This window comes from Pseudacidovorax sp. (genome assembly GCF_017991995.1).
In the GTDB taxonomy this organism is placed as follows: Bacteria; Pseudomonadota; Gammaproteobacteria; order Burkholderiales; family Burkholderiaceae_C; genus Xenophilus.
The window spans coordinates 12,709-34,925 of sequence record NZ_JAGOPN010000003.1 but is presented as its reverse complement, the minus strand read 5'-3'; the positions used below and the strand labels follow the sequence as shown (position 1 = coordinate 34,925).

The 22,217-nt window shown below is 70.0% G+C and carries 18 protein-coding genes; 10 read left to right on the top strand and 8 right to left on the bottom strand.

All coding sequences use genetic code 11. The features are described 5' to 3' along the window. Positions 1-128 precede the first annotated feature (128 nt). From KBC94_RS04740 to hemC, 4 genes are read right to left on the bottom strand one after another with little or no spacing between them, the layout of a single operon-like run. Entirely contained in the window at positions 129-1,403 is a 1,275-nt protein-coding gene (locus tag KBC94_RS04740) for a heme biosynthesis HemY N-terminal domain-containing protein (protein WP_294366849.1), read from the bottom strand. A gap of 4 nt (positions 1,404-1,407) precedes the next feature. Next, complete coding sequence (locus tag KBC94_RS04735; RefSeq protein ID WP_294366848.1) at positions 1,408-2,493, bottom strand: uroporphyrinogen-III C-methyltransferase; 1,086 nt, start codon at positions 2,491-2,493, stop codon at positions 1,408-1,410. Next, positions 2,490-3,248 carry a uroporphyrinogen-III synthase gene (locus tag KBC94_RS04730; RefSeq protein WP_294366846.1) on the bottom strand — a complete coding sequence of 253 codons (759 nt, stop codon included), beginning with the start codon at positions 3,246-3,248 and terminating at the stop codon, positions 2,490-2,492. The genes KBC94_RS04735 and KBC94_RS04730 overlap by 4 nt, the downstream gene beginning before the upstream one ends. Positions 3,249-3,290: 42 nt before the next feature. Then, positions 3,291-4,202 (bottom strand): hydroxymethylbilane synthase, encoded by a 912-nt coding sequence (hemC, locus tag KBC94_RS04725; RefSeq protein ID WP_294366845.1) that lies wholly within the window; start codon positions 4,200-4,202, stop codon positions 3,291-3,293. A gap of 104 nt (positions 4,203-4,306) precedes the next feature. On the opposite strand from hemC, the gene ppc reads away from it, so the two are divergent. The 8 genes from ppc (at position 4,307) to KBC94_RS04685 (ending at position 16,547) form a co-directional block, all read left to right on the top strand. After that, positions 4,307-7,168, top strand: a complete 2,862-nt coding sequence (ppc, locus tag KBC94_RS04720) for a phosphoenolpyruvate carboxylase (protein ID WP_294366843.1) — start codon at positions 4,307-4,309, stop codon at positions 7,166-7,168. Positions 7,169-7,342: 174 nt separating this feature from the next. Further along, the gene (gene gcl, locus KBC94_RS04715; protein WP_294366841.1) at positions 7,343-9,136 is read left to right on the top strand and encodes a glyoxylate carboligase; all 1,794 of its coding nucleotides are present in this window, start codon (positions 7,343-7,345) and stop codon (positions 9,134-9,136) included. A gap of 93 nt (positions 9,137-9,229) precedes the next feature. Then, positions 9,230-10,009: a hydroxypyruvate isomerase gene (gene hyi, locus KBC94_RS04710; protein ID WP_294366839.1), complete on the top strand. Its 780-nt coding sequence runs from the start codon at positions 9,230-9,232 to the stop codon at positions 10,007-10,009. Positions 10,010-10,050: 41 nt separating this feature from the next. Next, the gene (locus tag KBC94_RS04705) at positions 10,051-11,025 is read left to right on the top strand and encodes a 2-hydroxy-3-oxopropionate reductase (protein ID WP_294366837.1); all 975 of its coding nucleotides are present in this window, start codon (positions 10,051-10,053) and stop codon (positions 11,023-11,025) included. A 287-nt stretch (positions 11,026-11,312) separates the two neighbouring features. Continuing rightward, complete coding sequence (locus tag KBC94_RS04700; protein WP_294366834.1) at positions 11,313-13,613, top strand: NADP-dependent malic enzyme; 2,301 nt, start codon at positions 11,313-11,315, stop codon at positions 13,611-13,613. A 188-nt stretch (positions 13,614-13,801) separates the two neighbouring features. Beyond that, positions 13,802-14,833, top strand: coding sequence for an ABC transporter substrate-binding protein (locus KBC94_RS04695; RefSeq protein WP_294366831.1), 1,032 nt, complete (start codon positions 13,802-13,804; stop codon positions 14,831-14,833). A 79-nt stretch (positions 14,834-14,912) separates the two neighbouring features. After that, complete coding sequence (locus KBC94_RS04690; RefSeq protein WP_294366829.1) at positions 14,913-15,755, top strand: ABC transporter ATP-binding protein; 843 nt, start codon at positions 14,913-14,915, stop codon at positions 15,753-15,755. Between the two features lie 24 nt (positions 15,756-15,779). Beyond that, positions 15,780-16,547, top strand: coding sequence for an ABC transporter permease (locus KBC94_RS04685; RefSeq protein WP_294366827.1), 768 nt, complete (start codon positions 15,780-15,782; stop codon positions 16,545-16,547). Positions 16,548-16,889: 342 nt separating this feature from the next. Here the strand turns inward: KBC94_RS04685 and KBC94_RS04680 are convergent, their stop codons facing one another. Then, positions 16,890-17,303: an OsmC family protein gene (locus KBC94_RS04680; protein WP_294366826.1), complete on the bottom strand. Its 414-nt coding sequence runs from the start codon at positions 17,301-17,303 to the stop codon at positions 16,890-16,892. A gap of 415 nt (positions 17,304-17,718) precedes the next feature. On the opposite strand from KBC94_RS04680, the gene KBC94_RS04675 reads away from it, so the two are divergent. Beyond that, positions 17,719-18,579, top strand: a complete 861-nt coding sequence (locus tag KBC94_RS04675) for a DUF2272 domain-containing protein (RefSeq protein WP_294366824.1) — start codon at positions 17,719-17,721, stop codon at positions 18,577-18,579. 89 nt (positions 18,580-18,668) lie between these two features. Further along, entirely contained in the window at positions 18,669-19,118 is a 450-nt protein-coding gene (locus tag KBC94_RS04670; RefSeq protein ID WP_294367611.1) for a C40 family peptidase, read from the top strand. Positions 19,119-19,174: 56 nt separating this feature from the next. Here KBC94_RS04670 and KBC94_RS04665 read toward each other — a convergent pair whose 3' ends face one another. The 3 genes from KBC94_RS04665 to KBC94_RS04655 all read right to left on the bottom strand — a co-directional run bounded on the left by KBC94_RS04665 (position 19,175) and on the right by KBC94_RS04655 (position 22,210). Further along, positions 19,175-20,164, bottom strand: coding sequence for a tripartite tricarboxylate transporter substrate binding protein (locus KBC94_RS04665; RefSeq protein ID WP_294366823.1), 990 nt, complete (start codon positions 20,162-20,164; stop codon positions 19,175-19,177). Positions 20,165-20,213: 49 nt separating this feature from the next. Beyond that, entirely contained in the window at positions 20,214-21,173 is a 960-nt protein-coding gene (locus KBC94_RS04660) for a 2-hydroxyacid dehydrogenase (protein ID WP_294366821.1), read from the bottom strand. A 65-nt stretch (positions 21,174-21,238) separates the two neighbouring features. Further along, positions 21,239-22,210: a tripartite tricarboxylate transporter substrate binding protein gene (locus tag KBC94_RS04655; protein WP_294366819.1), complete on the bottom strand. Its 972-nt coding sequence runs from the start codon at positions 22,208-22,210 to the stop codon at positions 21,239-21,241. Positions 22,211-22,217 lie beyond the last annotated feature (7 nt).

The following is a 22,217-nucleotide window of genomic DNA, read 5'->3' as shown; positions in this document are numbered from 1 at the left end:
CCCGTGGCGCAAACCACGGGCCTTTTGCATGGGAGTCGGCCGGTCATCGGGAGATGCCGGACCCGAGCCCGAACGACACCGCCCGGGGGCCGAAGACACCGGCTGTCCTCGAACGCGCCCTGGCCTTTTCAGCCGCCCTGCGCGGCCCGCTTCCAGGCCATCAGGGCCTGCTCGGCATCCTCGCGCTGCTCGGCGAGCTGGGCAACGGCCACCCAGGCACGGCGATGCAGTTCCGCGTCCTGCTGGCCCAAGCCGGCCTGGGTCAGCAATTGCTGCGCCTTGCCCCAGAGCTGCCGCTTCATGCAGGCCATGCCGGCCAGGTACTGCAAGTGCGCATCGCGCGGCTGGGCGCGCTGGGCGCCTTCGATGCGGGCCAGCCATTCGGGATCGACCGTGTCGAGCCCCGCCTCCAGCGCACGCACGAGCTTGGCACGCTGACTGTCGCTGAGCGCGTCGGGCTGGGCCAGCGAGCGCTCCCACACCGGCAGCAGCCAGGCCCGCGCCATCGCAAGGTCGCCGCGCAGCACCACCATGCGCTGGGCCGCCTGGATGGCCACCTCGGGGATGGCGCGCTCGGCCGGGTCCAGTTCGCTCCAGGCACGCATCAACTGGGCCGGGTCGTGCGCCTGGCCAACCAGTTCCAGCGCCAGGCCACGCACGATGCTGCGCGCACCGTCTTCCGAGAAGGCACGGTGCTTGGCCAGCAGACGCGCAGTGTCGAGCGCATCCTGCGTGCGGCCCGACAGGCGCGTGGCCTTCAGCCGCAGGCGCAGTGCCAGCGTGCGACGCTGCACGCCCTGCGGCAATTCGGCCAGGCGGTCCAGCGCGGCCACGGCATTGCGATCTTCCAGGGCCCAGCGGGCCGAGCGCAGCTGCACGCCGTCGCGTGTCTCGGCGGACATGCCGCCGCGGTCGCGGCCCTCGTTCAGGGCATGCTGCAGATGGGCGTCGCGCGCCGCGCGGTCCTGCAGCGCCTGGGCACTCTCGGCGGCCATCAGGTGGGCCAACACCCGCACCTGCTGCGACTGGGGCAGCCGGGCGTCCAGCCCGGCCAGCACATGCTCCTGCGCCAGCGCCGCCAGCGCCGACTTGCGCGCGCGGGTGAAGCGGCCGGCCAGCAGCTGCACCACAGAGTCCAGCAGGGCCGCGTGCAGATTGCGCTCTTTCTGCTGCAACCGCCACTGGCGCGCCTGCACGGGCAACGAGAACAGCGCCTGCAGCGCGCGCAACGCGCCATACAGCAGCATGAACACGAGGATCAGCAACAGCAGCGCGAAGTTGAGCGACAGGTCCACCCGCGTGGGCGGCCAGAAGACGGTGACGATGCCCTGGTTGTTGCCCGCGAACAGCGCCACCGCGGCCGCGACCGCGAAGAGCACCAGGAGCCAGACGGCCGCGCGCATGACCTCAGCGCCCCGCGGACACGGCGGCCAGGGCCGTGAGGGTGTCGTCGATGCGCGGCGGCTCGGCGGCGCGCACCAGCGCCTGCACCTGCTGCAGCTGCGTGGCCGCGGCCTGCACGCGGCGCGAGGCGGGGTCGAAGTAGCGGTTGAGCGAGGCCGTCACGCCAGCCAGCTCGGCCCGTGCCGGCGCCACCTGGCCGGCCAGCAGGGCCAGCCGGGCGCTCAGCAGCTTGAGCTTGAGGTTCTCGCGCAGGAAGTAGGTCTGGTCGGGAGCGAGCAGCACCGATTCGGGCCGGTCGATGCGCGAAACGCGGATCAGCGAGCGCACCTCGTTGCGCACGCCCAGCAGGATGCGCTGCCACCAGGGCGCGTCGGCCGGCACGGCCTCGTTGGCCCAGCCGTCGCTCGCGGCGCGGTTGCCGCGCGGCGCCAGCGCGTTCATGACGGGCAGTTCGTCCACGCCCTTGAGCAGGTCGTCGAGCCGCGACAGGGCCTCGCCGCCGTCGCCACTAGCCGTGGCGCGGATGCGGTCGGCATCGCGCTGGATGGCACGCTGCACGGGCTGCAGCCGGGGCTGGCTGGCGCGCACGATGCGCTGGTCGCTGGCCTTCAAGGCGGCCAGCAGCGGCTGCACGTTGCCGGTGGCCTGGGCCTGTTCCAGTGCCAGCCGCAGGGCGGCGTCGATGTCCACCAGCAGGCTTTCGTCGCGCGAGCGCGACAGGCTCTGCAGCGCCTCTTCGACCTGCGCGCGCTGAAGGCTGACCTCGGCCAGGCGGGTTTCGAGCAGCGCCACGCGGGCATCGGCGGCGCGCACCGTCTCCTGCGCTTCGCGGGCCAGGGTACGGGCCTCGGTGGCCTGGCGCGTGGCGTCGGCGCTCTGGCGCGCCAGTTGCTCCTGCATGCCGCCCACCTTCTGCCACAGCATGGCGGCCATGACGATGGCGACCAGCGCCGCGAGGGTAATGGCGCCAAAGGCCAGCCGCACCACCAGCACGGCGCCGGGGGCGGGCACGGGAGATGGGGGAACGGGGGCCAGGGGTCGCGCGACGGGATCGGTGACGGTGTCGTCGGTCGCGGGGGGTGCGCTCATCGCGGGAATTCTATCGACGCGGCCACGGCGTCCAGATCGGGCGGCACCACGCGGACAAGGCCGAAGCCGGCATCGCGCGCGGCCTGGGCGATGCGCTCGTGCGTGGCCAGGGCTGCGGCGCGCGACCAGTCGGCCTGGGGCACCAGGCCACGCAGGTTGCCCACGGCCTCCGAGCTGCTGAACAGCCAGGTCGCCCCGCCCTCAATGCCGGCCTGCACGATCCGGGCACCCGCGTCGCCGAGCACGGGCGCCAGCCGACGGTAGACGGGCAGTTGCACGGCCACGCCCCCTGTGGCCTCGATCTGGCGCGAGAGCCAGTCGCGGCCCGCGGCGCGGCCCTGGGCATCGGCACCGCGCACCAACCAGACGCAGGCGCCCGGCCCGACCTGGTCATGGACGCGGGCCCACAGCGATTCCGAGTCGAAGGGACCTTCGGCGGGCGGCTGGTCGATGCGGGTCGCATCCACACCGGCTTCGGCCAGCGCGCGGGCCGTGCCGGGGCCGGTGGCCCAGCAACGGCAGGTGGCGACGGCCTCGGGCGGCCGGGCGGTGTAGAAGTGCCGCACGGCGGCGGCGCTCACGAACATCAAGGCCTGCGGCGGCGTGCCCACAGGCCAGGCGATGGCACCGGCGAGCGGCGCGATCTCGATCAGCGGCAAGGCGTGTGCATCGATGCCCCGCGCGCGCAGCGCCTCGGTCCAGCGCGTGGCCTCGGGCTCAGGCCTCGTGACGATCAGCGACGGCGCCGCAGTCATGGCAGGGCAGGACAGCGCTCGGGCCGCGGGCGCCAGTGCCGCTCAGCCGAGCCGGGCACCGCCGGCCTGCAGACGCCGTGCCGCCTCGGTGCCCAGGGCCTCGGCCGCAGCGAGGTCGGTGGCGACATCGGTCAGCTCGGCCCGCACCAGCGCACCTGGCTGCTCCGCATCGCCCCAGGCGGCACGCACATGCAGCCGCCCGTCGCCGAGGTCCTGCACGAAGGCGGCCAGCGGCATGGAGCAGCTGCCGCCCATCGCCCGGCTCACCGCGCGCTCGGCCGCCACACGGCGCCAGGTCGTCATGTCCACCAGCGGAGCCAGGGCGTCGCGAAGGTCGGGCCGGTCGGCACGGATCTCGATGCCCAGCGCTCCCTGTCCAGCGGCCGGCAGCATCTGTTCGGGCTCGAAGACAGTGCGGATGCGCGAGGCCAGGCCCAGGCGCATCAGACCGGCAGCGGCCAGCACGATCGCGGCATAGTGCCCTTCATCCAGTTTGCGCAGCCGGGTGTCGAGGTTGCCGCGCAGCGGCTCGATGCGCAGGTCGGGCCGCAGTGCGCGCAGCAGCACGGTGCGCCGCAGGCTGGAGGTGCCGATGACGGCCCCCTCGGGCAGGTCGTCCAGCCGGGCGTACGTGGGAGAGACGAAGGCATCGCGCGCATCCTCGCGTTCGAGAACGGCCGCGAGTTCGAAGCCTTCGGGCAGTTCCATCGGCACGTCCTTGAGCGAATGGACGGCGATGTCGGCGCGGCCTTCTTCCAGCGCGAGCTCGAGTTCCTTGACGAACAGGCCCTTGCCGCCGACCTTGCTGAGCGTGCGGTCCAGGATCTGGTCGCCGCGGGTGGTCATGCCCAGCAGTTCGACCGTGTGGCCCTGTTCTTGCAGCAGGTCCCGCACATGCTCGGCCTGCCACAGGGCAAGGCGGCTTTCGCGGGTGGCGATCACGATGTGGCTCACAGAGCGGTCTCCGCGTGGTTTGCTGGGTCGCGGATGCTAGCATGTTGCGCCGCAGCAACGACTGATGGCGCACACCACAACCACTGCGAAGAGGAGAGTCCTGCATGCCGCCCGCCAACCGGACGAAGAGCACGAAGAAGCCCGGCGACACCATCGCCCCGCCCTTGCGCAAGGGCCCCGACGATGCCCCCCTGATCGAAGACATCCGGCTGCTGGGCCGCATCCTGGGCGACGTCATCCGCGAGCAGGAGGGCAAGGACAGTTTCGATCTGGTCGAGAAGGTGCGCACGCTGTCGGTGGCCTTCCGCCGCGACGCGGACCACTCGGCCGACCGGGCGCTCAAGCAGTTGCTCAAGGGCCTGTCGGCGGCGCAGACCGTGCAGGTGATCCGCGCCTTCACCTACTTCAGCCACCTGGCCAACCTGGCCGAGGACCGCCACCTGATCCGTCGGCGGACCGAGGCCGAGCGCGCCGGCGAAGCCATCGACGGCAGCCTGGACGTGGCCCTGGCCCGCATCCGCAAGGCCGGCGTCTCGGCGGACGAGGTGGTGGGCACGCTGGCGCACAGCTACCTGTCGCCGGTGCTCACCGCCCACCCGACCGAGGTGCAGCGCAAGTCCATCCTCGATGCCGAGCGCGGCATCGCCCAGCTGCTGACGGCCCGCGACGAGATCCGGCAGCGCCAGGTCCTGTTCGCCGGCCAGAAGGACACGCTCACGCCGCGCGAGCTCGAAGAGAACGAGGCCCTGCTGCGCACCCGCGTCGTGCAGCTGTGGCAGACGCGGCTGCTGCGCTTCACCAAGCTCACCGTGGCCGACGAGATCGAGAACGCGCTCTCTTACTATGAAGCCACCTTTCTGCGCGAGATCCCCAAGGTCTATGCGACGCTGGAAAAGGCCCTGGGCGCGGAGCACATCGCCTCCTTCTTCCGCATGGGCCAGTGGATCGGCGGCGACCGCGACGGCAACCCCAACGTCACGGCCGAGACGCTCGAATACGCCCTGCGCCGCCAGTGCGAGCTGGTCCTGCGCCACTACCTGACCGAGGTGCATTACCTGGGCGGCGAGCTGTCGATGTCCGCCACGCTGGTCGATGTGACGGTGGAGATGCAGGCCCTGGCCGAGGCCTCGCCCGACCCCAACGAGCACCGCCACGACGAGCCCTACCGCCGCGCGCTGACCGGCATCTATGCCCGCCTGGCCGCCACACTGCGCGACCTGACCGGCGGTGTCGCCGCGCGCCATGCCGTGGCGCCGCAGAACCCCTACAAGTCGGCCGAGGAGTTCCTGGCCGACCTGCGCACCATCGAGGAATCGCTGATCGACAAGCACGGCAGCGTGCTGCTCGACCAGCGCCTGCGCCCACTGATGCGCGCGGTGGAGGTCTTCGGCTTCCACCTGGCCACGGTGGACCTGCGCCAGAGTTCCGACAAGCACGAGGCCGTGATCGCCGACCTGCTCAAGGTGGCCCGCCTCGAGCCCGCCTATGCCGAGCTGGCCGAAGAGGACAAACAGACGCTGCTGCTCAGGCTGCTCAACGACGCGCGCCCGCTGCGCGTGCCCGGCGCCAGCTACCAGCCGCTCACGGTGAGCGAGGTGGCGATCTTCCAGCAGGCGCTGGAGTCGCACCGCCGCTACGGCCGCGCCGCCATCCGCCACTACATCATCAGCCACACCGAGACGGTGAGCGACCTGCTCGAGGCCATGGTGCTGCAGAAGGAAGTGGGCCTGCTGCGCGGCACGCTGCAGGAGGACGCGGTGTGCGACCTGATCGTCGTGCCGCTGTTCGAGACCATCGCCGACCTGCGCAATGCGGCGCCCATCGTGCGCGCCGTCTACGAGCTGCCCGGCGTGCGCGCCATGATCCAGCGCTCAGGTGGCGAGCAGGACATCATGCTGGGCTACAGCGACAGCAACAAGGACGGTGGCATCTTCACCAGCAACTGGGAGCTCTACCGCGCCGGCATGGCGCTGGTGAAGCTGTTCGACGAGATGAACGAGGGCCAGAAGGACGGCATCCGCCTGCGCATGTTCCACGGCCGCGGCGGCACCGTCGGCCGCGGCGGCGGCCCCAGCTACCAGGCCATCCTGGCGCAGCCGCCCGGCACCGTGCGCGGTCAGTTGCGGCTCACCGAGCAGGGCGAGGTGATCGGCTCCAAGTACGCCAACCGCGAGATCGGGCGGCGCAACCTGGAGACGCTGGTCGCGGCCACGCTGGAGGCCACCTTCCTCGGCTCCACCAAGTCCGCGCCCACGGCCTTCATCAATGCCGCGTCGACCATCTCGCAGGCCAGCATGGACGCCTACCGCGCGCTGGTCTACGAGACGCCCGGCTTCGTCGACTACTTCTTCGGCTCCACGCCGATCCGCGAGATCGCCGAACTCAACATCGGCTCGCGTCCGGCCTCGCGCAATCCCAAACGCAACATCGAGGACCTGCGCGCCGTGCCCTGGAGCTTCAGCTGGGGCCAGTGCCGCCTGACCATCAACGGCTGGTACGGCTTCGGCAGCGCGATCCAGGCATTCCTGGGCGAAGCCAAGGACGTGGCTGGGCGCAAGGAGCGTGAGGCGCTGCTGCAGAAGATGTATGCCCAGTGGCCCTTCTTCCGCACGCTGCTGTCCAACATGGACATGGTGCTGGCCAAGAGCGACCTGCAGCTGGCCGCGCGCTATGCCGAGCTGGTGGGCGAGCGCAAGCTGCGCCAGAAGGTGTTCTCGATGATCGAGGCCGAATGGCGCCGCACCTCCGATGCGCTCACGCTCATCACCGGCGCGAAGCAGCGGCTGGAGGGCAATGCCGAGCTGCAGCGCTCGGTGCGCCACCGCTTCCCCTACATCGACCCGCTGCACCACCTGCAGGTCGAGCTGATGCGGCGCTTTCGCGGCGGCGACGGCAGCGAGCGGCTGCAGCGCGGCATTCACCTGTCGATCAACGGGGTGGCAGCGGGGCTGCGCAACACGGGCTGACACTCCGGCGCGCCGCGCCCTTCCACAGCCGCGCCGGCCCTGCGCCTGCGCGGCTTTTCTTCGCCCGCGCCTGCCACGCCATTCGCTGGCGGAATAGCGCTTATCGCCGGCCGGCGTCTTCTGCGTTCGCCCTGCCCTTCCTAGAGTGCGGTCCATCGAACGAGGAGACCACTCATGGCAAGAATGACCGCGGCCCAGGCCGCCGTGCTGGTGATGGAGCGCGAGGGCATCGTGCAGGCCTTCGGTGTGCCCGGCGCCGCCATCAATCCGCTGTATGCCGCGCTGCGCGCCCATGGCGGCATCGGCCACATCCTGGCGCGGCATGTGGAAGGCGCCTCGCACATGGCCGAGGGCTACACCCGCGCGGTGGCCGGCAACATCGGCGTGTGCATCGGCACCTCGGGACCGGCGGGCACCGACATGATCACGGGGCTCTATTCGGCATGGGCCGATTCCATCCCGATCCTGTGCATCACCGGCCAGGCGCCGCGTGCCCGCCTGTACAAGGAGGATTTCCAGGCGGTGGACATCGAGTCCATCGCCAAGCCGGTGACCAAGTGGTCCGTCACCGTGCGCGAGCCGGCCCAGGTGCCGCAGGTCTTCCAGCAGGCCTTCCACCTGATGCGCTCGGGCCGGCCCGGCCCCGTGTTGATCGACCTGCCCTTCGATGTGCAGATGGCCGAGATCGAATTCGACATCGACACCTACGCGCCGCTGCCGCCCTACAAGCCGGCCGCCACGCGGGCCCAGATCGAGAAGGCCCTGGCCATGCTCAACGCGGCCGAGCGGCCGCTGATCGTGGCCGGCGGCGGCGTCGTCAACGCCGATGCCAGCGCGCTGCTGGTGCGCCTGGCGGAGCTGACCGGCGTGCCGGTCATTCCCACGCTCATGGGCTGGGGCGCCATTCCCGACGACCATCCGCTGATGGCCGGCATGTGCGGCCTGCAGACCAGCCACCGTTACGGCAACGCCACCCTGCTGGCCAGCGACTTCGTGCTGGGCATCGGCAACCGCTGGGCCAACCGGCACACCGGCTCGGTGGACGTCTACACCCACGGCCGCACCTTCGTGCATGTGGACATCGAGCCCACGCAGATCGGCCGCGTGTTCATGCCCGACTTCGGCATCGTCTCGGACGCCGGCGCCGCACTGGCCCTGTTCGTCGAGGTGGCCGAGGCCATGAAGGCCGAGGGCCGCCTGCCCGACCGCGGTGCCTGGGCCGCCGAATGCCGCGAGCGCAAGCGCACGATGCTGCGCAAGACCGACTTCGCCGAGGTGCCGATGAAGCCGCAGCGCGTCTACCAGTGCATGAACCGGCACTTCGACCGCGAGACCTGCTACGTCAGCACCATCGGCCTGTCGCAGATCGCGGCCGCGCAGTTCCTGCATGTCTACCAGCCGCGGCACTGGATCAACTGCGGCCAGGCCGGCCCGCTGGGCTGGACGGTGCCGGCCGCACTGGGCGTGCGCGCCGCCGATCCGTCGCGCCGCGTGGTGGCGCTGTCGGGCGACTACGACTTCCAGTTCATGGTCGAGGAACTGGCGGTGGGCGCGCAGTTCAAGCTGCCCTACCTCCACATCGTGGTCAACAACAGCTACCTGGGCCTGATCCGGCAGGCGCAGCGCGGCTTCGACATGGACTACTGCGTGCAGCTGGGCTTCGAGAACATCAATGCCGCGCCCGATGCCGGCATCGAGCGGCACTACGGCGTGGACCACAAGAAGGTGGTCGAAGGCCTGGGCTGCAAGGCCATCCGCGTGCAGCGGCCCGAGGAGATGCAGCCCGCGTTCGACCAGGCCGAAGCGTTGATGGCCGAGCACCGCGTGCCGGTGGTGATCGAGGTGATGCTGGAGCGCGTGACCAACATCGCCATGGGCACCGAGATCGACGCCATCCGCGAGTTCGAACCGCTGGCCGAGGGCCTGGCCGACGCACCCACGGCACTTGCCGTCGCCATGCTCGATTGAGAAGGTGCGAGCGAACTCGCCATGGCCGCTCGGCCATGCCGGATTCATTCACGCCTGCTGAGCACCGTCCCATTCCGAAAACAAGAGACCGCCATGCCCCGCTTCGCCGCCAACCTCACCATGCTGTTCACCGAGTTGCCCTTCCTGCAGCGCTTCGAGGCCGCCGCCCGCGCCGGCTTCGAAGGGGTGGAATACCTCTTCCCCTACGACTTCGAGGCCCGCGAACTGGCCGAGGCCCTGCGCGCCCACGGGCTCGTGCAGGTGCTGCACAACCTGCCGGCCGGCGACTGGGCGGCGGGCGAGCGCGGCATCGCCTGCCACCCGGACCGTGTGGCCGAGTTCCGCGACGGCGTCGGCCGCGCCATCGGCTATGCCAAGACGTTGGGCTGCCCGCAGCTGAACTGCTTGGTGGGCAAGCTGCCCGAAGGAGCGACGCTTGCCGACGGGCAGCCCGTGCTGGTTGACAACCTTCGCTTCGCCGTCCGCGCACTCGACACCGCCGGGCTGCGGCTGCTGGTCGAGCCCATCAACCACTTCGACATTCCCGGCTTCGCCCTTACCCGGACCGATCAGGCGCTGGCCCTGCTCGACCAGGTGGGGGAGCCCAACCTACGCATCCAGTACGACGTCTATCACGCCCAGCGCATGGAAGGCGAGCTGACCAACACCCTCGGCCGGCACCTGGACCGCATCGGCCACATCCAGGTGGCCGACAACCCGGGCCGCGGCGAGCCCGGCACGGGCGAGATCAACTACCAATGGCTGTTCCAGCACATCGACGCGCTGGGCTATGGAGGCTGGATCGGCTGCGAATACAAGCCCCGCGCCAGCACGCAGGAAGGGCTGGACTGGATCAGCGCACTGACCGCCTGAGCCGCACGGATCGCGCAAGCACTTCGACGGAGACGACCCTCATGAACGCCCATACCTCGACCGACACCAGCACCGGCGCCCGCAACGCCCCCACCGCACCGCGCCGCATCGGCTTCATCGGCCTCGGCATCATGGGAGCGCCCATGGCTGGCCACCTCGCCGCTGCCGGCCACACGCTCTTCGTCCACACCCGCGGCCAGGTGCCGGCCGCCCTTGCCGGCCGGGCCGAGGCCTTCGCCAGCGCCGCCGAGGTGGCGCGCCAAGCCGAAGTGATCTTCCTCATGGTGCCGGACACGCCCGACGTGGAGAAGGTGCTGTTCGGCGAACACGGCGTGGCCGAGGGCCTGGCCGACGCAACCCGCGACTGCAGTGGCGGCGCAGGCAAGACGGTGGTCGACTGCAGCTCCATCGACCCCATCGCCACGCAGGACTTCGCCCGCCGCATCGCGGCCCTGGGTGCCGGCTATGTCGACGCGCCCGTCTCCGGCGGTGAGGTCGGTGCCAAGGCCGCCAGCCTCACCATCATGTGCGGCGGGGACGAGGCGGTGTTCGAGGACGTGCGGCCCTTACTGCACACCATGGGCAGGAACGTGACGCGTGTGGGCGAGGTGGGCGCCGGCCAGATCACCAAGGTGGCCAACCAGATCATCGTGGCGCTCAACATCGCTGCCGTGGCCGAAGCCCTGGTCTTCGCCAGCAAGGCCGGCGCCGATCCGGCCAAGGTGCGGCAGGCGCTGATGGGTGGCTTCGCGGCCAGCCGCATCCTGGAGGTGCATGGCGATCGCATGATCAACCGCAGCTTCGCCCCCGGCTTTCGCATCGCCCTGCATCAGAAGGACCTGAACCTCGCGATGCAAAGCGCCCGCAGCCTGGGCGTTGCCCTGCCGCAGACGGCGGGTGCGGCGCAGCTGATGAATGCCTGTGCGGCGCTCGGTCATGGCCAGTCGGACCATTCCGCCCTGGTGCTGGCACTCGAGGCCACTGCGGGGCATCCGGTGACACCAGACGGTGGCTGAACAAGGGAAAGGTCCGAACGGATCGCCTTTCGTTAGGCGTCGCAGCCGCGACGCATCGCCGCACCAGCACGAGAATGTCCGACGCCGCGCGTCCCCCACCGGGACGCGCGGCGCATTGCATTCGGCATCCGCCACGCGCGATCCCGCCGACTGCATGAGCCCATGCCGTATCGGCATGAGACGGCTGATGGCGCTGTCGCTCCCGGCCTCTTCCGGGCCCGCCCTTTGCGTTAGCCTCGGCCCCCTTTCCAACGATTCCGACCGTTTCCCGCCCCCAAGGAGATTGCATGTCCAAGCCGCTGTCCCCCGCAGAAGAAGCCCTGCGCGACGCTGCCCGTGAATACCACCGCGCCGGTGTGCGCGGCAAGATTTCGGTCACGCCCACCAAGCCGCTGGTCAACCAGCGCGACCTGTCGCTGGCCTATTCGCCGGGTGTGGCCTATCCCTGCCTGGACATCCAGGCCGATCCCTCCAAGGCGGCCGAATACACCGCCCGCGGCAACCTGGTGGGCGTGGTCACCAACGGCACCGCGGTGCTGGGGCTGGGCGACATCGGCCCGCTGGCCGGCAAGCCGGTGATGGAAGGCAAGGGCTGCCTGTTCAAGAAGTTCGCCGGCATCGACGTGTTCGACATCGAGCTGGCCGAGCGCGACCCCGACAAGCTGGTGGACATCATCGCGGCGCTGGAGCCCACGCTGGGCGGCGTCAACCTCGAGGACATCAAGGCGCCCGAGTGCTTCTACATCGAGAAGAAGCTGCGCGAGCGCATGAACATCCCCGTCTTCCACGACGACCAGCACGGCACGGCCATCATTTCGGCCGCCGCCCTGCTCAACGGCCTGGAGCTGGTGGGCAAGAAGATCGGCGACGTGAAGATCGCCGTCTCGGGCGCCGGCGCCGCCGCCATCGCCTGCCTGGACGTGATGGTGGGCTTGGGCGCCAAGACGGCCAACATCTTCGCCTGCGACTCCAAGGGCCTGATCTACTCGGGCCGGGCCGGCGGCTTCGATGAGTCCAAGGCTCGCTTCGCCCAGCCCGACACGGGCGCGCGCACCTTGGCCGACGTGGTTCAGCAGGCCGACGTCTTCCTCGGCTGCTCGGCCCCGGGCGTGCTGACGGCCGACATGGTCAAGACCATGGCGGACAAGCCCATCATCCTGGCGCTGGCCAACCCCGAGCCCGAGATCCGCCCCGAGCTGGCCAAGGCCGTGCGCCCCGACTGCATCATCGCCACCGGTCGCAGCGACTACCCGAACCAGGTCAACAACGTCCTGTGCTTCCCCTACATCTTCCGCGGCGCGCTGGACTGCGGCGCGACCAAGATCACGGAAGAGATGAAGCTCGCCTGCGTGCGCGAGATCGCCGACCTGACCAAGGCCGACATCAGCGAGGAAGTGGCCAACGCCTATGCGGGCGAGGAGCTGTCCTTCGGGCCCGACTATCTGATCCCGAAGCCCTTCGACTCGCGCCTGATCCTGCGCATCGCCCCGGCCGTGGCCAAGGCTGCCGCCGCATCCGGCGTCGCCACCCGCCCCATCGAGGACCTGGAGGCCTACCGCCAGCAGCTGTCGCGCTTCGTCTACCAGACCGGCATGTTCATGCGCCCGGTCTTCGCCGCCGCCAAGATGGCCGAGAAGAAGCGCGTGGCCTATGCCGAGGGCGAGGACGAGCGCGCCCTGCGCGCCGCCCAGCTGGCGGTGGACGAAGGCATCGCGCGTCCGATCCTGATCGGCCGGCCCGACATCATCGCCATGCGCATCAAGAAGGCGGGCCTGAACCTGCGCCCCGGCGTCGACGCCGAGGTGGTGGATCCCGAGAACGATCCGCGCTTCCGCCAGTACTGGGAGGCCTACCACCGGCTCATGGGCCGCCACGGCATCAATCCGGAAGCCTCCAAGGCGATGGTGCGCCGCTCCAACACCACCATCGCCGCGCTGATGGTGCACCTGGGCGACGCCGACGCCATGCTGTGCGGCCTGGTCGGGCGCTTCGACAGCCACCTCAAGATCCTGGGCCAGTTGCTGGGTACCCAGCGCGGCGTGCCGGACTTCGCCACGCTGAACGCGCTGATGCTGGACAAGTACACGCTGTTCATCGCCGACACCAACGTGCACGAGGACCCGACGGCCGAGCAACTGGCGCAGATCGCGCTGATGGCCGCCGACGAGGTGCGCCGCTTCGGCCTGCCGCCCAAGGTGGCCTTCCTGTCGCATTCCAACTTCGGCACCTCCGAGCGCGCCTCGGCCCGCAAGATGCGCATCGCCCGCGACCTGTTCGCGCAGATGGCGCCCGACATCGAATGCGACGGCGAGATGCACGGCGACGCCGCGCTGTCGGAATCGGTGCGGCGCGAATCGCTGCCCGGCTCCTCGCTGACCGGCGAGGCCAACCTGCTGATCTGCCCGAACCTGGACTCGGCCAACATCCTCTTCAACGTGCTGAAGATGACCGGCGCCAACGGCGTGACAGTGGGCCCGATCCTGCTCGGCTCCGCCAAGCCCGCCCATGTGCTCACTGCCAACGCCACGGTGCGTCGCGTGCTCAACATGACGGCCCTGGCCGTGGCCAACGCCAACACCACGCGCTGAGTTCCCGCCGCTGAAGACGCGCCAACTTGGCGCATCGACGCCCCACGTGCGTGCACGCCGTGGGGCGTTTTGCTGTCCGCTCCGGGATGACCCGGGTGCACCGCTTTGGCGCAAGGCTGAGGATCGCACCCCAACGGTGCAGGCACCGTTATTGCTTTTTCCTGCCACATCCCTCAGCGAGAGTCTTCATGAACAAGCGACAAGTCCTGCAGTCCTTCCTGGCCGCCTCGGCCTTCGCCTTCGGCCTGGGCGCGGCCCATGCCCAGGCCACCACGCCGATCAAGTTCCAGCTGGACTGGCGCTTCGAGGGGCCCGCCGCCCTGTTCCTGCATCCGGCCGCCAAGGGCTACTTCAAGCAGGCCGGCATCGACGTGACCATCGACGCCGGCAACGGCTCGGGCGGCACCGTCACCCGCGTGGCCTCGGGCGCCTACGACATGGGCTTCGCCGACCTGGCGGCGCTGATGGAGTTCCACGCCAACAACCCCGACAGCCCCAACAAGCCGGTCGCGGTCATGATGGTCTACAACAATACGCCGGCTTCGGCCATGGCGCTCAAGAAGAGCGGCATCACCAAGCCGGCCGACCTGTCGGGCAAGAAGCTGGGCGCCCCGGTGTTCGACGCCGGCCGCCGCGCCTTCCCCATCTTCGCCAAGGCCAACAACATCACCAACGTCACCTGGACGGCGATGGACCCGACGCTGCGCGAGACCATGCTGATGCGCGGCGACATCGACGCCATCACCGGCTTCACCTTCACCTCGCTGCTCAACCTGGAAGCGCGCGGCGCCAAGGCCAGCGACGTGGTCGTGCTGCCCTACCCCGACTACGGCGTGAAGCTGTACGGCAACGCCATCATCGTGTCGCCCAAGCTGCTGGCCGAGAAGCCGCAGGTGGTCAAGGCCTTCCTGTCGGCCTTCACCAAGGGCGCCAAGGAAGTGATCGCCAACCCGGCCGTGGCCATCGAATCGGTCAAGGCCCGCGACGGCATCATCGATACCAAGCTGGAGACGCGCCGCCTGCAGTTGGCCATCGACACCGTCATCAACAGCCCCGACGCCCGCGCCGAAGGCTTCGGCAACGTGGTGCCGGCGCGCCTGGCGCTGATGGCCTCGCAGGTGTCCGACGCCTACGGCACCAAGACCCGCGTCAAGCCCGAGGCCATCTGGAACGGCAGCGTGCTGCCGCCGGCCGCCGAGCTGGCCATCCTCAAGAAGTAAGCGGCGCCCGCGCCTTCTTTTCCTCGGCCTGCGGCCGGCCCCCGGCGGCCGGCGCAGGCCGGTTTCTTGTGCACCGCCCATGGACACGCAAAACACCACGCCCTTCGTCGACTTCCAGGACGTCTGGCTCGCCTACAACGAGCAGTTGCTGCGCGAGAACCACTTCGCCGTCGAGGCCATCGACCTCAAGGTGAAGAAGGGCGAGTTCATCGCCATCGTCGGGCCTTCGGGCTGCGGCAAGTCCACCTTCATGAAGCTCACCACCGGCCTGAAGATGCCGTCGATGGGCAGGATCCGCATCGACGGCCAGCCGGTGACCGGCCCGCTCAAGATCTCGGGCATGGCCTTCCAGGCGCCCTCGCTGCTGCCCTGGCGCACCACGGTCGACAACGTGCTGCTGCCGCTGGAGATCGTCGAGCCCTACCGCTCCACCTTCAAGTCGAAGAAGAAAGAGTACGAAGAGCGCGCCCGCCGCCTGCTGCAGAAGGTGGGCCTGGCCGGCTACGAGGACAAGTTCCCCTGGCAGCTGTCGGGCGGCATGCAGCAGCGCGCCAGCATCTGCCGCGCACTGATCCACGAGCCCAAGATGCTGCTGCTGGACGAGCCCTTCGGCGCGCTGGACGCCTTCACCCGCGAGGAGCTGTGGTGCATCCTGCGCGACCTGTGGACCGAGCAGCGCTTCAACGTGATCCTGGTGACGCACGACCTGCGCGAATCGGTCTTCCTGGCCGACACGGTGTACGTGATGAGCAAGTCGCCCGGCCGCTTCGTGGTCAAGCGCGAGATCGAGCTGCCCCGACCGCGCGAACTCGAGGTGACCTACACCAAGGAATTCAGCGACATCGTGCACGAGCTGCGCGGCCACATCGGGGCCATCCGCCAGGGCGGTGCCGGCGCACCCGCCGCGCCGCTGCCGCAGTAAGAACGCTCAGGGAACCGTCTGCATATGAACAACAAGTTGCTCGAACGCTGGTCGCCGTGGCTGCTGCTGGTGGCCGTGATCCTGCTGTGGCAGATCATCTGCTCGGCCTTCTCCGTCTCGGAATTCATCTTCCCCAGCCCCTGGCGCATCTGGACGCAATTCTGGGAGTTCAAGACCATCATCGCCGGCCATGCCTGGCGCACCTTCTGGGTGACGATGGCCGGCTTCGGCCTGGCCATCGTGGTGGGCGTGCTGCTGGGCTTCGTGATCGGCAGCTCGCGCCTGGCCTATGCGGCCATGTACCCGCTGATGACGGCCTTCAACGCGCTGCCCAAGGCGGCCTTCGTGCCCATCCTGGTGGTGTGGTTCGGCATCGGCGTCGGGCCGGCCATCCTCACGGCCTTCCTGATCAGCTTCTTCCCGATCATGGTCAACATCGCCACCGGGCTGGCCACGCTGGAGCCGGAGCTGGAGGATGTGCTGCGGGTGCTGGGCGCCAAGCGCTGGGACGTGCTGATGAAGATCGGCCTGCCGCGCTCCATGCCCTACTTCTATGCCTCGCTCAAGGTGGCGATCACGCTGGCCTTCGTGGGCACGACGGTGTCGGAGATGACCGCCGCCAACGAGGGCATCGGCTACCTGCTCATCAGTGCCGGCTCGGCCATGCAGATGGGCCTGGCCTTCGCCGGCCTGATGGTCGTGGGCGCCATGGCCATGGTGATGTACGAGCTCTTCAGCGCGCTGGAGAAGCACACCACCGCCTGGGCGCATCGGGGCACGCAGGGCGGCTGAGCGCTGCGCACCCCGTTCGCGCGGATCACCGTGCCCTGCCAAGCCTTGCGCATTAAGCGCGCGAGCGCGGGCGCATCGCGGTGGGGACGGCAACTGGCCACTTCGCGAAAGGGCTTGCGCAAGTCGCGGGGCCACCCAAAGGAAGCGGCCCTTCGCGCAGCGTGAGCCGGCCCCAGGGGTGCTCTTCACGAATCGAGCGGCAAGTGGGCGCTGCGGATCGGGATGAGCTGCGAGGCGCAAAGCGCAGCAATAGCAATAGCCCGGCTATTGCGAGCATTTGCAACGACGCAGATCGCCCGAGTCCGCAGATGCCCACGGCGCGCGCATTCGTGAAGAGCATCCCTAGGCAACCGTGCCGTCGGCCCAGTCTGTCTCGATCTCGGTCTTCACCTCCGTCATGAGCTTGTGCACCGGGCACTTGCCGGCCACGCGCAGCAGCTCGTCGCGCTGGGCATCGCTGAGCGCGCCGCCGACCTGCAGCCTGGCCGACAGCCGGTAGGTGCCCTGCCGCTCCTGGCTGGCGTCGCGGTCGACGTCGACCTGAATGTCCTCGACCGGGATGCCGCGCCGCTGTGCGTACAGCAGCATCGTGAGCGCCTTGCAGGCGGCCAGCGCGGCGTCGTACAGGTCGTGCGGGTCGGGGCCGGCGTCGGTGCCGCCGCCTGCGATCGAAGCGTCGACGGTGATGGCATGGCCGCGGATGTGCAGCGTGTGGGCAGTGCCGCTGCTGCCGTTGCGGCGAACGGTGACGGTCATTCGAGGCTCCTGGATTTGAAGGAAGGAAAAAAGGAAGGACTCGGCCCAAGCGCCGTGGGCCGCCGCGGAATCCGCCCAACGACAACAGGGCCACGGTGTACACGGACAACGCGCCGTCAAGCGTCGGCTGACGTCTTGGACGAAAGATACAAGAGGACGACGCCCCTGTTCCGCCAGACGCCGATCCGCACATCGCCGGCAATCCGCGCAGCGTATGCTCCTCGCCATGTTTCCATCGGCTCTCGCCACGCTGCGACCCCGTTTGCGCACCTGGCTGCGGCCCTGTCTCGCGGCGTGCCTTGCGCTGATCGCCAGCCTGCGCTGCGCTGCCGCAGACAACCCGGCGGCGGCACCTTCCTCGCCTGAACGCTGCGCGGCCACGAGCAACCAGCCTTCGCCGCCGCGCGCGCTCGCCATGGCCCGCATCGCGCAGGCCGAGCACGCCGCCTGGGGCGGCGCGCGGCTGGACGCCGAAGGTCGGCTGATCCGCAGCGGCGCCGCCGAGGCGGAAGAAAGCGGCGTCTTCGCCCGACCCGCACCCTGGCAGCGCGTGTTGCGCTACTGGTCCGCCGTCGACGACGCCGAGCAGGCCCGTTGGCCCTCGGCCGTGCGCTTCGGCGCCGCGCGTCCCGCGCAACGCGAACTGCTGGAACAGGCGCTTCAGATGGCATCCGCCGACCTGCTCCAGGGCCTGGGCGTCGGCCAGGGACTGGGCCTGCAAAGCGACGAGCGCCGCGCCATCGCCGTGGCGCTGGCGCGCGTCGCCGTCATCGACACGCCCTGGTCGGCGGCCTTCATCAGCTGGGTCGGGCGCGAGGCCGGCCTGCGGCCTGGCGAGTTCCTCTTCTCCGAGGCGCATGCCGACTATGCGGCCGATGCGTGGCATACCCGCATGCAGGAAGGCGCCGGCGCCCCTTCCACGGGCGCGATGCGGGCCTGCGACCTGCGCACCACCACGCCCCGCGTGGGCGACCTGGTGTGCCATGCCCGCGCCGGCAGCCGCGACCTCGTGACGCTGGACGAACTGGGCCAGGCGCTGGAGCTCCGCCGCACGGCCGGCAGCGGCCTACCCATGCATTGCGATGTGGTCGTGCAGATGGACGACGGTGGCTTCGACACCGTCGGCGGCAACGTGCTCGACAGCGTGACCGGGCGGCGCCTGGCCTTTGCGCCGGGCGCCCGTCTTCTGGACGCCAGCTACCAGCCCGGCTGCAGCGGCTGCACCGACCGGCACATGAGCACCGCACCCTGGGTGCTGCTGCTGCAATGGCGCTGATGGCAGCAGGGTCGGCGGTGCGTGCGCGGGCGGCGGCCTGCGCCAGAATCGCGCCCGTGACGCCCGGCAAGCGACTCTTCCTCTCAGCGATGCTGCTTCAGGGCCTGCTGCTGGCGGGCTGCGGCAGCGCACCGTCGCGGCCCGACCGCTACCGCTACCCGCCCCTCACGCCGGATCAGGCCAGCGACATCGCGATCCACGCCCTCGGCCTGGTGGGCACGCCCTACCGCTACGGCGGCAACACGCCCGACGGTGGCTTCGACTGCAGCGGACTCATCGGCTATGTCTATCGCACCCGCGCCGGCTTGGTGCCGCCCCGCACCGTGGCGCAGCTCGACGAGTTCGGTGAACCGGTGCGCGTGGACGCGCTGCGCACCGGCGACCTCGTGCTCTTCGGTGGTGGCCGGCCCAGCCATGCCGGCATCTACGTGGGCGACGGACGTTTCGTGCATGCTCCGTCGACCGGCGGCACCGTGCGGCTGGACCAGCTTGCCGGCGTGTACTGGTCGAAACAGCCCGTGAGTGCCCGGCGGCCCTGAGCGACTGCGCGGCATCCAGCGCAAGGACAGGCGCGGCGCCGGGCCAGGCAACTTCATCAGTCGATGCGCACGCCCCGCGTCTTGATCACCTGTCCATAGCGCACCTTGTCGGCATCGATCACCTGCTGCAGCTCGGCCGCGGTGGTGCCCCGCGGTGTGGCACCCTGGGCCACCAGCGCCTCCTTGACCTCGGGCATGCGAGCCACCTCCTGCACCGCAGTCGACAGCCGCTCGACGATGGCGGGCGGCGTGCCGGCCGGCGCCATCACCGCCGTCCATGAGCCCGACTCCGCATTGGGCACACCCAACTCGGCCAGCGTGGGCACATCGGGCATGGCGGGAGAGCGCTGAGCGCTGGTCACGGCGAGCGCGCGCAGCTTGCCGGCCTTGACGTAGCCGGAGGTCTCCAGCACCGAGGCGAAGAGCATGTCCACATGGCCGGCGATCAGGTCGGCCATGGCGGGCCCGCCGCCTTTGTACGGCACATGGCGCAGCTCGATGCCCGTGGCCTGCTGGAAGATCTCGCCGGTGAGGTGCGGCGATCCGCCGTTGCCTGAGCTGGCGAAGGTGTACTTGCCAGGCGAGGCCTTGGCCAGTGCGACCAGCTCCTTGGGCGTGCGCGCCGGCAGCGCGGTGTTGACCACAAACGCGAAGGGCAGCTCGGCGAACAGCGACACCGGCGCGAAGGCCTTGTCCGGGTCGTAGGGCATCTTGTAGAGCCAGGGATTGATGGACTGCGTGCCCACGTTGCCGAAGAAGAGCGTGTAACCGTCGGGCTTGGCCTTGGCGACGAGGTCGGCACCCACCAGGCCGCCAGCGCCGGCGCGGTTCTCCACCACCACCGACTGGCCCAGCTTGGCACTGAGGCGCGTGGCCAGCAGGCGCGCCGCGATGTCGGTGCCGCCGCCCGGCGAGAAGGGCACGATCAGCGTGATCGGCCGCACGGGATAGGCGGACTGCGCCAGCGTGCCCAGCGGTGCCAGGCCGGCCAGCGCGCTCAGTGCCAGAAGGGCACCGCGGCGCCGAAGGAAGGGTCTTGTCTCCATGGGATCTGCTCCTCGTTGGTCGGTGAAATCGTCGAAGGGCGCTCGCGCCTCAGGCCGAGCCCGGCACCGGCACGCGGACCCGGCCGGTCGCGAAATAGCTGGCCAGGTTGTCCATCACGAGGTCCGCCATGGCCTGCCGGGTCTCGTGCGTGTTGCTGGCCACGTGGGGCAGCAACACCACGTTGTCCATCGCGAACAGGGCCTCGGGCACCTGTGGCTCCTGCTCGAAGACGTCCAGCCCGGCGCCCGCGATGCGGCCCTGCTGCAGCGCCTGCACCAGCGCCGCCTGGTCGACCACGGTGCCGCGCGACACATTGACGAGGAAGCCCTGCGGCCCCAGCGCGTCGAGCACCGCGGCCGAGATCAGCCCGCGCGTGGCCGGCCCACCGGCGCTGGCCACCACCAGGAAGTCGGCCCAGCGCGCGAGGCCCTCGAGCGTGGGCTCGTAGCCGTAGGGCACGTCGTCCACGGGCCGGCGGTTGTGGTAGCGCACCGCCATGTCGAAACCGCTGGCACGCCGGGCAATGACGCGGCCGATGCGGCCCAGCCCGACGATGCCCAGGCTCTTGCCGCTCACACGGTGGCTGAGCGGGAACTGTCCCCGCAGCCAGTCCCCCCGGCGGGTGAAGCGGTCGGCTGCACTGAAGCGGCGCGCCACGTCCATCACCAGGCCGAAGGCGGTGTCGGCCACGCAGTCATTGAGCACGTCGGGCGTGTAGCCCACGGCAATGCCTCGCTCCCGGGCGCGCTCGACATCGATGGTCTCAAAGCCCACGCCAAAGTTGGAGATGACGCGCAACGAGGGCAGCGCATCGATCAGCGCGCGCGGCGCACCGATGCGCGCCGTGCAGGCGATGCCGTCGAACTGCGCGCCCTCCGCCGCCAGGAAGGCCGCGGGGTCCGGCTGCGCCTGCAGAAGGGTGAGGCGATAGGTGGCGGCCAACGCCTGTTCGAGTTGCGGCAGCAGCGGGCCGTTCTGGAGGATGCGGGGTCGGGTGTCGAGGGTCATGGTTCTGTCGGGCATTGCACGGACGGTCGCACGTGGGCGATGTTCGAAAGGGGCCGTGCCGGTGCTCACTCGGGCTGGATGCCGGCCTGGCGGGCCACCTGCGCCCACTTGGCCATCTCGCTGGCGATGAAGGCGCCGAACTGCTGCGGCGTGCTGCCGCCGGGCTCCATGCCGGCGTTCTGGAAATGCTGGCGCACCTCGGGCAGCGCCAGGATGCGGTTGACTTCGGTATTGATGCGGCCAATGGCCGACGCCGGCGTGCCGGCCGGTGCCAGCAGCCCGCCCCAGGTGCTGGTCTCGTAGCCGGGCAGGCCCGCCTCGGCCATGGTGGGCACGTCGGGCAGCATGGCCACGCGCCGCGGCGTGGTCACGGCCAGGGCGCGCAGCTTGCCGGCCTTCACCTGCGCGTTGACCGCCGCCAGCGTGTCGAACATCAGCGCCACACGCCCGCTCATCAGGTCCGGATGCGCCAGCGTGCTGCCCTTGTAGGGAATGTGCGTGAGGTCCAGTCCCGCCATGCTCTTGAACAGCTCGCCGGAGAAATGCGGCGCACCACCCGAGCCGCTGGAGGCGAAGGCCAGCTGGCCCGGCCGCGCCTTGGCAAAGGCGATCAGCTCCTGCACGCTGCGCACCGGCAGGCTGGGCGCCACCACCAGCACCAGCGGTACCACATGGGTCAGCACCACGGGCTCGAAGCTGCGCAGCGTGTCGAAGGGCAGCTTGCGCACCATGCTCGGATTGATGGCATGGCTGCTGGCCACCAGCGCCAGCGTGTGGTCATCGGGCGGGCTCTTGGCCACGAAGTCCGTGCCGATGATGCCGGTGGCACCGGCACGGTTGTCGACCACCACCGGTTGATTCCAGGCCTCGCTGAGCTTCTGGCCGATCAGGCGAGCGGCGAGGTCGATGGCACCGCCCGGCGAGGCGGGCACCACGATGGTCAGCGAGCGGCTGGGAAAGGCGGTCTGCGCCGCGGCCGGCAAGGCCCAGGCGGCGGCGCTGGCGCTCAGGGCGCCAAGCAGGTGTCTGCGTTGCATGATGCGC